This window comes from Citrobacter sp. A316 (assembly GCF_002042945.1).
GTDB classification, from domain to species: Bacteria; Pseudomonadota; Gammaproteobacteria; order Enterobacterales; family Enterobacteriaceae; genus Citrobacter; species Citrobacter portucalensis.
Genome location: NZ_MVFZ01000028.1, coordinates 18,331 through 31,861, shown reverse-complemented (window position 1 = coordinate 31,861; position 13,531 = coordinate 18,331). Strand labels below are relative to the sequence as shown.

Annotated in this window: 13 protein-coding genes; 11 read left to right on the top strand and 2 right to left on the bottom strand. The window is 53.4% G+C overall.

The genetic code is table 11. From position 1 onward, the window contains the following. Positions 1-42 precede the first annotated feature (42 nt). Both BZK41_RS24675 and BZK41_RS24670 read left to right on the top strand, forming a co-directional pair. The gene (locus BZK41_RS24675; protein ID WP_079939921.1) at positions 43-417 is read left to right on the top strand and encodes a hypothetical protein; all 375 of its coding nucleotides are present in this window, start codon (positions 43-45) and stop codon (positions 415-417) included. A gap of 179 nt (positions 418-596) precedes the next feature. After that, positions 597-1,775, top strand: a complete 1,179-nt coding sequence (locus BZK41_RS24670) for an MFS transporter (protein ID WP_079939920.1) — start codon at positions 597-599, stop codon at positions 1,773-1,775. Here the strand turns inward: BZK41_RS24670 and flk are convergent. After that, positions 1,772-2,773 carry a flagella biosynthesis regulator Flk gene (flk, locus tag BZK41_RS24665; protein WP_079939942.1) on the bottom strand — a complete coding sequence of 334 codons (1,002 nt, stop codon included), beginning with the start codon at positions 2,771-2,773 and terminating at the stop codon, positions 1,772-1,774. The genes BZK41_RS24670 and flk overlap by 4 nt on opposite strands. Before the next feature lie 108 nt (positions 2,774-2,881). Between flk and pdxB the strand changes: the two genes are divergently transcribed. From pdxB to purF, 9 genes are all read left to right on the top strand, one after another. After that, positions 2,882-4,018, top strand: a complete 1,137-nt coding sequence (gene pdxB, locus BZK41_RS24660; RefSeq protein ID WP_079939919.1) for a 4-phosphoerythronate dehydrogenase PdxB — start codon at positions 2,882-2,884, stop codon at positions 4,016-4,018. A gap of 68 nt (positions 4,019-4,086) precedes the next feature. After that, on the top strand, positions 4,087-5,100 hold the full coding sequence (locus BZK41_RS24655) for an aspartate-semialdehyde dehydrogenase (RefSeq protein ID WP_079939918.1): 1,014 nt from the start codon (positions 4,087-4,089) through the stop codon (positions 5,098-5,100). Then, positions 5,100-5,912: a tRNA pseudouridine(38-40) synthase TruA gene (gene truA, locus BZK41_RS24650; RefSeq protein WP_079939917.1), complete on the top strand. Its 813-nt coding sequence runs from the start codon at positions 5,100-5,102 to the stop codon at positions 5,910-5,912. Before BZK41_RS24655 ends, truA begins: the two co-directional genes overlap by 1 nt. Before the next feature lie 24 nt (positions 5,913-5,936). Next, positions 5,937-6,596: a DedA family protein gene (locus tag BZK41_RS24645; RefSeq protein ID WP_003028140.1), complete on the top strand. Its 660-nt coding sequence runs from the start codon at positions 5,937-5,939 to the stop codon at positions 6,594-6,596. Positions 6,597-6,745: 149 nt separating this feature from the next. Continuing rightward, the gene (gene accD / locus BZK41_RS24640; RefSeq protein ID WP_079939916.1) at positions 6,746-7,660 is read left to right on the top strand and encodes an acetyl-CoA carboxylase, carboxyltransferase subunit beta; all 915 of its coding nucleotides are present in this window, start codon (positions 6,746-6,748) and stop codon (positions 7,658-7,660) included. A gap of 192 nt (positions 7,661-7,852) precedes the next feature. After that, positions 7,853-9,121 carry a bifunctional tetrahydrofolate synthase/dihydrofolate synthase gene (gene folC / locus BZK41_RS24635; RefSeq protein ID WP_079939915.1) on the top strand — a complete coding sequence of 423 codons (1,269 nt, stop codon included), beginning with the start codon at positions 7,853-7,855 and terminating at the stop codon, positions 9,119-9,121. Continuing rightward, complete coding sequence (dedD, locus tag BZK41_RS24630; protein WP_003834793.1) at positions 9,111-9,779, top strand: cell division protein DedD; 669 nt, start codon at positions 9,111-9,113, stop codon at positions 9,777-9,779. Before folC ends, dedD begins: the two co-directional genes overlap by 11 nt. 213 nt (positions 9,780-9,992) lie before the next feature. Next, entirely contained in the window at positions 9,993-10,481 is a 489-nt protein-coding gene (gene cvpA / locus BZK41_RS24625) for a colicin V production protein (RefSeq protein WP_003028129.1), read from the top strand. A 33-nt stretch (positions 10,482-10,514) separates the two neighbouring features. Next, positions 10,515-12,032, top strand: a complete 1,518-nt coding sequence (gene purF / locus BZK41_RS24620) for an amidophosphoribosyltransferase (protein WP_003028127.1) — start codon at positions 10,515-10,517, stop codon at positions 12,030-12,032. A gap of 35 nt (positions 12,033-12,067) precedes the next feature. Here the strand turns inward: purF and BZK41_RS24615 are convergent, their stop codons facing one another. Beyond that, the gene (locus tag BZK41_RS24615; protein WP_079939914.1) at positions 12,068-13,495 is read right to left on the bottom strand and encodes a sigma-54-dependent Fis family transcriptional regulator; all 1,428 of its coding nucleotides are present in this window, start codon (positions 13,493-13,495) and stop codon (positions 12,068-12,070) included. Positions 13,496-13,531 lie beyond the last annotated feature (36 nt).

Below are 13,531 nucleotides of genomic sequence, written 5' to 3'. Positions count from 1 at the left end.
GAAAAATTATTTTTATTTCATCAGCAGAAAGGAAAGAGACTGATGGTAAAAGAGTGGTTCACGGTAAAGGAGTGTCTTGAATTACCGGGGTTTCCTGGAAGCGCACCCGCTGTACGCCTGTGCTTAAATACCTACAGTGAAGGGAAGGAGGGCGTTAAGCGCAAGCGTGCGAAGTCTAAGGCCGAGGAATTCCATATTTCTGTGTTCCCACTGTATGTTCGCTCGTATCTGAATGAAAATGAGAAAACAGTAGTGCCAGAACTCAACATTGTGCAGGAAGCCGAGCCCAAAGAGATTTGGGATATGATGTTCCGGCTCCTGACGCCGCAGCAGCGTGAACAGGTAACCGGGCGGTTCAGAGCGAAAGGCATTGATGCGGTATTTCCCTTTTTGTTCGTTGAGAAGTCACCGCTTTGAAACGCACAGCTATGCTTTCACAGTTGACAGCCAGGGTCACTCGCAGGCAGACTCCAGCTTCAACATTATCCTCTTGATAATGCGTAAGCGTTTAACGTTATCCAACGCACCTTAATCCTGATAGTCAGGTAGAGGGGGCGTGGACATTCCTCGCCTTACTCTGCATTTTGGAGTAACGCATGACAGCTGTAACCCAACAAGAAAAAACACCTTCGGCGAATTTTTCGCTGTTTCGTATCGCTTTTGCGGTTTTCCTGACCTATATGACGGTCGGTCTACCTTTGCCCGTCATTCCTCTGTTTGTGCACCAGGAGCTGGGCTATGGCAATACCATGGTCGGTATCGCCGTAGGCGTACAGTTTCTGGCAACGGTATTAACGCGCGGCTACGCCGGGCGCTTAGCCGATCAATATGGCGCTAAACGTTCGGCGCTACAGGGAATGTTTGCCTGTGGGCTGGCGGGCGCGGCGTGGCTTTTAGCCGCGCTATTGCCTGTCTCTGTCCCCGTAAAATTTGCGTTATTAATCGTCGGGCGTTTGATCCTCGGCTTTGGCGAAAGCCAACTGCTCACCGGAACGCTGACCTGGGGACTTGGGCTGGTCGGCCCGACACGCTCCGGTAAAGTGATGTCGTGGAACGGAATGGCGATTTACGGCGCGCTGGCCGCCGGTGCACCGTTAGGCCTGTTGATCCACAGCCACTTTGGCTTCGCGGCGCTGGCGGGAACCACAATGGTATTACCGCTGCTGGCATGGGCATTCAACGGCACCGTGCGCAAAGTGCCTGCGCATGCAGGAGAACGTCCTTCGTTATGGAGCGTGGTAGGGCTTATCTGGAAACCGGGCCTGGGCCTGGCGCTGCAGGGCGTTGGCTTTGCGGTGATCGGTACCTTTATTTCGCTCTATTTTGTCAGCAACGGCTGGACGATGGCGGGGTTCACCCTGACTGCGTTTGGCGGGGCATTTGTGCTGATGCGCATTCTGTTTGGCTGGATGCCGGACCGGTTCGGCGGCGTGAAGGTTGCCGTTGTCTCTTTGCTGGTGGAAACAGCGGGGCTGATTCTGCTGTGGCAGGCCCCAACAGCCTGGATTGCGCTGCTCGGAGCGGCATTAACCGGGGCCGGGTGTTCGCTTATCTTCCCGGCCTTGGGTGTCGAGGTAGTGAAGCGAGTGCCCGCGCAGGTTCGTGGGACGGCGCTGGGCGGTTACGCCGCGTTTCAGGATATCTCCTACGGTATAAGCGGTCCGGTCGCCGGGGTGCTGGCCACTGCGTACGGTTATCCTTCAGTGTTCCTTGCCGGGGCGATATCCGCCGTGGTGGGGATTATCGTGACGTTACTTACGCTGCGAAAAGGTTAAGCGACCAGCCAGAAAATGGCTAACGCAATTATCAACGCAACAAACAGCAGTCCCGGTCGTGCCGACAGAGATTTAACCGTTTCAATCATCGGCGCGAACGGGCTGTAAATGGGCTGCAGATGACGCGGATCGCTGAGCTCGCGTTCTCGTTCCACGCGACGCAGGAAAATTTGATTGAGCAAGTCCTGCACCTGCACCATGGTCAGAATCGATTGTGGTTGGATCTGATACGTTTGCTGTGCGTACTCTTTTATTGCAGTCAGCTCATTCGGCTCTAATGGCAGCTTCAGCGCCGCCTGGAGCGTTTGTAGCGTTGGGGCGCTTTGCAGGCTGAGCGTCTGGCGCGCCTGCAGCCAGGTGACCAGGTGCGTAAACTGTTTGGCAGGGATCAGCTCACCGCTTTTTACGCCAGACAACTCCAGCATCGACTGCCAGATCATCTTCCCGGATTCTCCCGTGGCCGCCGCCAGTTTGGTAACTAACTGGTTCAGCGTATTGTGCTCTGCGGGGAGCAATGGACGATCGGTGGCCGGGCGCTGCTGCGGCTGCGGTATCGACAGCTGCCCCTGTTGCAGCAGCGTGAGCACGTTCTTTAACTGCTCAGGCGTGAGCTGGCTGAGCGCCGTTTGCCCATACTGCTGACGGATAAAATCACTCACCGCCTGGCGATTATTTCCCTGGCTCAGTAATTCAGTGAGCTGCGAAAGCACCTGACGATTAACATGATTTTGCTGAGCAACCCCCAGTCGTTGGTTAAGGTTTTGCTCAGCGGCTGGAAAGTGACGTGACTGCAGCGGCGTATCACTTTTGACGCCCAGATCGTGCTTCATTCCGGCCCACACTTCAGCACTTTGCTGCTGGGTGAGTGAAATCAAACGGGTAATTAGCCGTTCCAGCACAGTACGTTGTTGCGTGGATAACGGTTGTTCACCCGCAGCGGAAGGGGCATTTTGGCCTTCGCCGGGAGGGCGTGCGGGCGTACCTGAAATGGGCTGCATCATCTCTGTTCCTTAAATCTGTGCTGACCAGGTCTCGCAGTATGCCTGGCGGCGAGATTATGGCACACTTGCCCGGTTAACTCTCGTTCTCAAACAGGTGCGAAAGACGTGAAAATCCTCGTTGATGAAAATATGCCCTATGCCCGCGAATTGTTCAGTCGTTTGGGGGAGGTCAAAGCGGTTCCCGGTCGTCCGATTCCCGTTGCTGAACTGGATGATGCGGATGCTTTAATGGTGCGCTCGGTGACGAAAGTAAATGAATCACTGCTTGGCGGAAAACCGGTTAAATTCGTCGGGACGGCAACCGCTGGCACAGACCATGTGGATGACGCCTGGCTTGCTCAGGCGGGGATAGGTTTTTCCGCCGCACCCGGTTGTAACGCAATAGCGGTCGTAGAATATGTTTTTTCAGCATTGCTGATGCTGGCGGAGCGCGACGGGTTTGCGTTACGCGATCGCACCGTAGGCATTGTGGGCGTGGGGAACGTGGGCGGGCGTTTGCAGGCGCGTCTGGAAGCGTTGGGGATCCGCACGCTACTGTGCGATCCACCGCGAGCCGATCGCGGTGACGAAGGCAATTTCTGCTCGCTGGATGAACTGGTTGAGCAAGCCGATGTGCTGACTTTCCATACCCCGCTGTTTAAAGACGGGCCGTACAAAACGCTGCATATGGCGGATGACGCGCTGATTAGCCGGTTGAAGCCGGGCACTATTCTGATCAACGCCTGCCGTGGGCCGGTCATCGACAATACGGCATTGCTGAACCGATTGAATGCCGGTCAGTCGCTGAGCGTTGTGCTGGATGTCTGGGAAGGAGAGCCGGATCTCAATGTGGCGTTGCTGGAGAAAGCTGATATCGGTACGGCGCACATTGCCGGGTATACCCTCGAAGGAAAAGCGCGTGGCACCACGCAGGTCTTTGAGGCCTATAGTAAGTTTATTGGTCATGAGCAGCACGTTGCGCTCAGTACCCTGTTACCCGCGCCGGAATTTGGTCGTATCACCCTGCATGGCCCGTTAGATCAGCCAACGCTGAAAAGGCTGGTGCATTTAGTGTATGATGTGCGCCGCGATGATGCGCCGCTGCGTAAAGTCGCTGGAATTCCGGGTGAGTTTGATAAACTGCGTAAAAATTACCTTGAGCGTCGTGAATGGTCGTCTTTATATGTGATGTGTGACGACGCAACGGCTGCTGCCTTATTGTGTAAGCTGGGTTTTAACGCTGTTCATCATCCGGCACATTAATGTCTTCTTAATGCTCCCTGTCGAATAATGCGACAGGGACGCTTACGTATTTCTTGGAGTAAATCACCATGTCTGAAGGCTGGAATATTGCCATTCTGGGCGCAACGGGCGCCGTAGGCGAAGCCCTGCTCGATACGCTGGCTGAACGCCAGTTCCCGGTCGGTGAAATTTATGCGCTGGCGCGTAATGAAAGCGCCGGTGAGCATCTGCGTTTTAACGGTAAATCGGTCATAGTGCAGGACGTTGCAGACTTTGACTGGACGCAGGCACAGTTGGCATTTTTTGTTGCGGGCGCTGAAGCCACCGCCGCATGGGTAGAAGAAGCCACTAATGCGGGTTGCCTGGTGATCGACAGCAGCGGTCTGTTCGCGCTTGAGCCTGACGTTCCGCTGGTGGTTCCGGACGTTAACCCGTTCGTGCTGGCGGATTACCGTAACCGCAATGTGATTGCGGTGCCTAACAGCCTGACCAGCCAACTGCTGTCTGCGCTGAAACCATTGATTGATGACGGTGGGCTTTCGCGTATTACCGTGACCAATATTATTTCAGCTTCCGCTCATGGCAAAAAAGCGGTGGATGCGCTGGCCGGACAGAGTGCAAAACTGCTTAATGGCATCCCGATTGACGAAGATGATTTTTTTGGCCGCCAGTTGGCATTCAACATGCTGCCGTTGCTGCCCGATCGCGAAGGTAGCGTGCGTGAAGAGCGTCGTATCGTCGATGAAGTGCGCAAAATTATGCAGGACGACGGCCTGCTCATCTCCGCCAGCATTGTGCAGTCCCCGGTATTTTATGGTCACGCACAGATGGTGAACTTTGAGGCCCTGCGCCCGTTGGCGGCGGAAGAAGCACGCGACGCTTTTTCACGCGCAGAGGACGTGGTGTTGTCGGAAGAAACCGATTTCCCGACCCAGGTTGGCGATGCGTCGGGCACGCCGCACCTTTCTATTGGCTGTGTGCATAACGATTACGGTATTCCGGAACAGGTTCAGTTCTGGTCTGTGGCAGACAACGTGCGTTTTGGCGGCGCGTTAATGGCGGTGAAAATTGCGGAAAAACTGGTGCAGGAGTACCTGTACTAATGTCTGACCAGCAACAGCAGTCAACCCATAAAATTGCGCTGGGCATTGAGTATGACGGCAGCAAATATTATGGGTGGCAGCGCCAGAACGAAGTGCGTAGCGTTCAGGAAAAACTGGAAAAAGCGCTCTCTCAGGTGGCGAATGAACGCATCAATGTTTTTTGTGCAGGACGCACGGATGCGGGCGTTCATGGCACTGGGCAGGTCGTGCATTTTGAAACCACTGCCCAGCGTAAAGATGCGGCCTGGACACTGGGGGTAAATGCGAATTTACCTGGTGACATCGCTGTGCGCTGGGTTAAAGCTGTACCCGATGATTTTCATGCCCGATTTAGCGCCACGGCTCGCCGTTATCGCTACATCATCTACAATCATCGGTTGCGCCCTGCGGTTTTGGGTAAAGGGGTAACCCATTACTATGAACCGCTGGACGCTGAGCGTATGCATCGTGCGGCCCAGTGTCTGATTGGCGAAAATGATTTTACCTCGTTTCGGGCGGTGCAGTGTCAGTCGCGCACGCCGTGGCGCAACGTGATGCACATTAACGTCGAACGTTTCGGTGCATATGTGGTGGTGGATATTAAAGCGAATGCCTTTGTACATCATATGGTCAGGAATATTGTCGGCAGCCTGATGGAAGTTGGCGCCAACAACCAGCCGGAGAGCTGGATAGCAGAACTGTTAGCGGCAAAGGACAGAACGCTGGCAGCGGCAACGGCGAAAGCGGAAGGACTGTATCTGGTTGCAGTAGATTACCCAGAGCGGTTCGACCTGCCAAAACCGCCTATGGGCCCGCTATTTCTGGCGGACTAATTTGAGTCGTATAAAGGCAAAACTATGGACCTGATTTACTTTCTTATCGATTTTATCCTGCACATTGATGTGCACCTGGCGGAGCTGGTTGCGGAATACGGTATCTGGGTATACGCCATTCTGTTTCTGATCCTGTTCTGTGAAACCGGGCTGGTGGTGACACCATTCCTGCCTGGTGACTCACTGCTGTTTGTTGCGGGTGCGCTTTCTGCGCTGCCAACCAACGATCTCAATGTTCATCTGATGGTGGCACTGATGATTGTGGCGGCGATTGTGGGCGATGCGGTGAACTACACGATTGGCCGATTGTTCGGGGAAAAACTTTTCAGTAACCCGAACTCCAAAATTTTCCGCCGCAGCTACCTGGATAAAACCCATGCGTTCTACGAGCGTCATGGCGGTAAGACGATTATCCTGGCGCGTTTCGTGCCTATCGTGCGTACATTTGCGCCGTTTGTTGCCGGTATGGGACATATGTCCTACCGTCACTTTGCGATGTATAACGTCGTAGGTGCATTGCTGTGGGTATTGTTGTTTACCTACGCAGGCTACCTGTTCGGCGATCTGCCGATCGTCCAGGAAAACCTGAAATTATTGATTGTGGCGATTATCGTCCTTTCCGTATTGCCGGGGGTGATTGAAGTAATTCGCCATAAGCGTGCTGCGTCACGGGCTGCAAAATAGAAAGTAACTCAGCGGTTCGACCACTTTTTTATCCAAAGTTTCGGGCTGTTATGTTTTAATGTGCAACATTCATGGTCTGTTAGGGGCAAAAATGGCATTATGCGTCCCTTATAACAAAGCTGACTAGGGTTCAGGCAGAAAGGTCACCAATGAGCTGGATTGAACGAATTAAAAGCAACATTACTCCCACCCGCAAGGCAAGCATTCCTGAAGGGGTGTGGACCAAGTGTGATAGCTGCGGTCAGGTTTTATACCGTGCTGAGCTGGAACGTAATCTTGAGGTCTGTCCGAAGTGTGACCATCATATGCGCATGTCGGCGCGCAATCGCCTGCATAGCCTGTTAGATGAAGGTTCTCTTGTGGAACTGGGTAGCGAGCTTGAGCCGAAAGACGTGCTGAAGTTTCGTGACTCCAAAAAATACAAAGACAGACTGGCTTCTGCGCAGAAAGAAACCGGCGAGAAAGATGCGCTGGTGGTGATGAAAGGCACGCTTCACGGTATGCCGGTCGTTGCTGCGGCATTCGAGTTCGCGTTTATGGGCGGCTCCATGGGCTCTGTGGTCGGCGCGCGTTTTGTCCGTGCCGTTGAGCAGGCGCTGGAAGATAACTGCCCAATGATCTGCTTCTCCGCTTCTGGCGGGGCGCGTATGCAGGAAGCGCTGATGTCTCTGATGCAGATGGCGAAAACCTCTGCTGCGCTGGCGAAAATGCAGGAACGCGGTTTACCGTATATTTCTGTACTGACCGACCCAACAATGGGTGGTGTTTCCGCAAGTTTCGCGATGTTGGGCGATCTCAACATTGCAGAACCGAAAGCATTGATCGGCTTCGCGGGTCCGCGTGTTATCGAGCAAACCGTACGTGAGAAACTGCCGCCGGGATTCCAGCGCAGCGAGTTCCTGATTGAAAAAGGCGCTATCGATATGATCGTCCGCCGTCCGGAAATGCGCCTGAAACTGGCAAGTATCCTGGCGAAGCTGATGAATCTTCCTGCGCCGAATCCGGATGAGCCGCGTGAAGGCGAAGTGGTACCTCCGGTTCCCGATCAGGAACCAGAGGCCTGATAGTTTACGCTATGGGTTTCGGGTTGCAGGCAGGCGACAAGAGTGTTGACCCCGATGAGCTTACACCGGTAAGCGATTCGGGAGAGCGAGTACAGCCAACGCATCTGCAACGTGGAAAACAACGTGTAAAAAAGGGCAGGCCGGTTGGCGCTGCCCTTTTGCTTTTCTTAACGTAAAGAATCTACAGGCATCATGGACAATAAACGTATCCCTCAAGCCGCGTCGCCCCTGGCGTCGTGGCTTTCTTATCTGGAAAACCTGCACAGTAAAACCATTGATCTGGGCCTTGAACGCGTCAGCCAGGTGGCGCGTAAACTGGGTGTGTTGAAACCTGCACCATTTGTTTTTACGGTGGCGGGAACCAATGGGAAAGGCACAACCTGTCGTACGCTGGAATCTGTGCTGACTGCGGCAGGCTATAAAGTTGGGGTGTACAGTTCGCCTCATCTGGTGCGCTACACGGAACGCGTACGCGTACAGGGGCGTGAACTGCCGGAATCAGCCCATACCGCCTCGTTTGCTGAGATTGAAGACGCACGGGGTGACATTTCCCTGACTTACTTTGAATACGGTACGTTATCGGCACTCTGGCTGTTTAAACAGGCCCAACTGGATGTCGTTATTCTGGAAGTGGGATTAGGCGGCCGCCTTGACGCCACAAATATCGTCGATGCCGATGTCGCAGTAGTCACCAGTATTGCGCTTGACCATACTGACTGGCTGGGTCCGGATCGCGAAAGTATTGGTCGTGAGAAGGCGGGTATTTTCCGCGCAGAGAAACCGGCCATCGTCGGCGAACCGGAAATGCCTTACACCATCGCGGATGTCGCTCAGGAGTGCGGGGCGATTTTGCAGCGTTGCGGTGTGGACTGGCGCTATGCGGTCACGGAGAACGACTGGTCGTTTACGGATGCTCATGGAACGCTGGCGCACCTGCCGTTGCCGCAGGTGCCACAACCTAACGCCGCAACGGCACTGGCCGCACTGCGCGCAAGCGGCCTTAACGTCAGCGAGCAGGCTATTCGTGACGGTATCGAACAAGCGATTTTACCGGGACGCTTCCAGATTGTGAGCGAGTCGCCGCGGGTGATTTTTGATGTTGCCCATAACCCGCATGCGGCGGAGTATCTGACCGGACGCCTGAAAAAGTTAGTGAAAAGCGGGCGTGTACTTGCGGTTATCGGTATGCTACATGATAAAGATATTGCCGGTACGTTGGCCTGGCTGAAAAGCGTGGTTGACGACTGGTACTGTGCGCCCCTGGAAGGGCCGCGTGGTGCAACGGCGGAACAGTTGCTGGAGCACCTGGGCAAAGGCAACGCTTATGACAGCGTGGCGCAGGCATGGTCTGCAGCACTTGCTGAGGCGAAGCCAGAAGATACCGTGTTGGTGTGTGGATCCTTTCACACTGTCGCACATGTCATGGAAGTAATAGACGTGGGGAGAAGCGGTGGCGAGTAAGTTTCAGAATCGATTAGTCGGCACAATTGTGCTGGTCGCGCTCGGGGTTATTGTGCTTCCCGGGCTGCTTGACGGGCAGAAAAAGCATTATCAGGATGAATTTGCAGCGATCCCACTGGTGCCTAAACCCGGCGATCGCGATGAACCAGACATGATGCCTGCAGCAACGCAGGCGCTGCCGACTCAGCCGCCGGAAGGGGCGGCAGAAGAGGTGCGTGCGGGTGATGCTGCCGCGCCATCGTTGGATCCATCACGTTTGACGACGGCAAACAGCGCGGAGTTAGATCCTGTCCCTGCGCCTGTGGAACCACCGAAACCTAAACCGAAGCCGCAGCCTGTTGCTGTCGCCCCGACGCCAACGCCGGCACCGACTCCAGCGCCGAAACCGGCCGCTGAGGAAGCGCCAGCCCCAACCGGCAAAGCGTACGTTGTACAGCTCGGTGCGCTGAAAAACGCGGATAAGGTCAATGAGATCGTGGGTAAACTTCGTGGCGCGGGCTTCCGGGTATATACTTCCCCGTCAACGCCGGTGCAGGGTAAAATAACCCGCATTCTCGTAGGACCTGACGCCTCCAAAGATAAGCTGAAGAACTCGCTGGGCGAGCTGCAGAAGATCTCTGGTTTGAGTGGGGTGGTGATGGGGTATACCCCTAACTAAGGGATTGCGTTACGTTGCTCTGAAGTAGGCCGGACAAGGTGTTTATACCGCCATCCGGCAGTGCCCGAAGAGGCATAAAATCGTATGGCGTTGAAGATTTTTTCAGCGCCATTTTTATTTACGCGTGGAAAGGAAATCCCTACGCAAACGTTTTCTTTTTCTGTTAGAATGCGCCCCGAACAGGACGACAGGGCGTAAAATCGTGGGACACATATGGTCTGGATTGATTACGCCATTATCGCGGTGATTGGTTTTTCCTGTCTGGTTAGCCTGATCCGTGGCTTTGTTCGTGAAGCATTATCGTTGGTGACTTGGGGTTGTGCTTTCTTTGTCGCCAGCCATTACTACACTTACCTGTCTGTCTGGTTTACGGGCTTTGAAGACGAACTGGTTCGAAATGGGATTGCTATCGCGATACTGTTCATCGCGACACTTATCGTCGGCGCTATCGTTAACTTTGTGATAGGCCAACTGGTAGAGAAAACAGGGCTGTCGGGTACCGACAGGGTGTTGGGGATCTGCTTCGGTGCTTTGCGTGGAGCGTTGATCGTCGCCGCCATACTGTTCTTTCTCGATACCTTTACCGGTCTGTCGAAAAGTGAAGACTGGGGTAAGTCGCAGCTGATCCCGCAGTTCAGTTTCATCATCAGATGGTTCTTTGACTATCTGCAAAGCTCGTCAAGTTTCTTGCCCAAAGTATAAACTTTGGGTCGTTGCTGAACGAGGAAAAGACGTATGTGCGGTATTGTCGGTATCGCCGGTGTTATGCCGGTAAACCAGTCGATTTATGACGCGTTAACGGTGCTCCAGCATCGTGGTCAGGATGCTGCGGGCATCATCACCATTGATGCCAACAACTGCTTCCGCTTGCGTAAAGCAAACGGAATGGTGAGCGATATTTTTGAAGCGCGCCATATGCAGCGTTTGCAGGGCAATATGGGCATCGGTCATGTGCGTTACCCAACGGCTGGCAGCTCCAGCGCCTCCGAAGCTCAACCTTTTTATGTCAACTCACCGTATGGCATCACGCTTGCCCATAATGGCAACCTGACCAACGCGCATGAGCTACGTAAAAAGCTGTTTGAAGAAAAGCGCCGCCACATCAATACCACTTCAGATTCTGAAATTCTGCTGAATATTTTCGCCAGCGAGCTGGATAACTTCCGCCATTACCCGCTGGAAGCCGACAATATTTTTGCTGCCATTGCGGCAACCAACCGCCAGATCCGCGGCGCCTATGCCTGCGTGGCGATGATTATCGGTCACGGTATGGTTGCCTTCCGCGACCCTAACGGTATCCGTCCGCTGGTAATGGGCAAACGCGATATTGGCGATGGCCGTACCGAGTACATGGTGGCGTCTGAGAGCGTAGCGCTGGATACGCTGGGCTTTGAATTCCTGCGCGACGTTGCACCTGGAGAAGCGGTGTACATCACCGAAAAAGGCCAGCTGTTTACCCGTCAGTGTGCTGATAACCCGGTGAGCAATCCGTGTCTGTTTGAATACGTTTACTTCGCACGTCCTGACTCCTTTATCGACAAGATTTCCGTCTACAGTGCCCGCGTAAACATGGGTACTAAGCTTGGCGAAAAAATTGCTCGTGAGTGGGAAGATCTGGACATTGACGTGGTGATCCCAATCCCGGAAACCTCCTGCGATATCGCGCTGGAAATTGCCCGTATTCTCGGTAAGCCGTACCGTCAGGGATTTGTGAAAAACCGCTACGTGGGACGTACCTTTATCATGCCGGGCCAGCAGCTGCGCCGTAAATCTGTGCGCCGTAAGCTGAACGCTAACCGTGCGGAATTCCGTGATAAAAACGTGCTGCTGGTAGATGACTCCATCGTGCGCGGTACTACCTCAGAACAGATTATCGAGATGGCGCGTGAAGCCGGAGCGAAGAAAGTGTATCTGGCATCTGCCGCCCCGGAAATTCGCTTCCCGAACGTTTATGGCATCGATATGCCTACGGCGACCGAGCTGATTGCGCATGGTCGTGAAGTGGACGAGATTCGCCAGATAATCGGCGCAGATGGTCTGATCTTCCAGGATCTGAACGATCTGATTGAAGCTGTCCGCGCGGAAAACCCGGATATTCAGCAGTTTGAATGTTCAGTGTTTAACGGTGTGTACGTTACCAAAGACGTCGATCAGCAATATCTCGATTTCCTCGACTCCCTGCGTAATGACGATGCCAAAGCGGTGTTGCGTCAGAACGAAGCGGAAAACCTTGAGATGCACAACGAAGGTTAATGCTACCGCCAGCGACATTATGTCGCTGGCTTTTATCAAAGGCTCACCACGCCGAAACGAATACTGTATTTTTGTACCTTGTACTGCAACGTCGTTCGGGAAATATTGAGACTTCGTGCGGCTGCTGCAATATTTCCCTGACAGTTATTCAGCGCTGTTTCAATCAGGCTTTTTTCGAACCTGGTCACCCTTGTTTCAAGCGAGCCATCCACCTCTGATTCTGAGCGTGCGGGGCGGCTGACGACGGTAGGGACATCCGCAACGCCTAAGTTTAACTCCTCGTCTTCAAAGATAATCTTTTTCAGCATCCCGTCGTTTTCCTGCATGATCATGCTGCGGACGATAGCATTTTCCAGCATCCTGACATTGCCGGGCCAGGTGTGATTAAGTAAGGCAATACGCGCAGCTTCACTCAGCCCATGAATATCTTGCGGTACGTCATTGCGGTATTTATCGATGAAATAATTAGCTAGCAGCGCAATATCTTCCGGGCGTTTCCGTAAAGGGGGAAGGATGAGCATACCCACATTCAGCCGGTAAAAAAGATCTGCGCGCAGCTTACCAGTCTGGATAAGGTGCGCGGGCGTTTCATTCATTGCTGCTACAATACGTACATCTGAGTGGATTTGTTGTTGGCCGCCCAGGCGCCAGAATGTTTTATCCTGTAAAAAGCGCAATAGTTTACTTTGCATCTCAATAGGCATGGCGTTGAGCTCATCGAGAAAAAGCGTACCGCCGTTTGCCAGTTCCAGATATCCCTGACTATTTTCTGCCCCGGTGTATGCGCCGCGGACAGTACCAAAAAGAGTGCTTTCAACAAGCGTCGGTGGAAGTGCGCCACAGTTAAGAGCAATGAATGGCTTATCGGCGCGTTTACTGCAATGATGGATTAAACGAGAAAAAAGTTCCTTACCGGTTCCCGTCTCACCAACGATGGTCACGGGAATATTGCTTGCCGCCAGACGTTTTGCTTTCGCAATATTACGCAGCATCTCCGGACTCTCAGTAATAATTGCGTGGTGTTTTTCATGGCGATCGGCGTACAGCAAATGGTTAAGCTCTACAACCTGTTCCTGTAACCGCCTGACGCCGGACATGTTCCTGCCAATTTCAATAACGCCAATCATGCTGCCATCACTGGAATAGAGTGGCGCGGTAGTATGCTGATAATCCACCGCCTGACCACGAGCGTTGTAGTAAATCTGGTAATGACCGATATATTCCACACCTTTCTTCAGTGATGAAAGCATGGTGCTTTGCGTCTCTTTCATGCTCGGATAAACATCCAGCATATGTTTACCTAGCGCCTGCTCAATGCTGTATCCGTCAAGATCCGCACTCTCCTGGTTGTAATAGACATACTCACCACGCTCGTTAATAACCGCCAGGGGTTGATGGATAAGATCGAAGAATCGGGAGAACATTTTTAGTGCTGCAGCCAACTCTTCGTTAGTGGAAGCCATTGCCGAATTCCTTTTTCCTTGTTTAATAACATCATT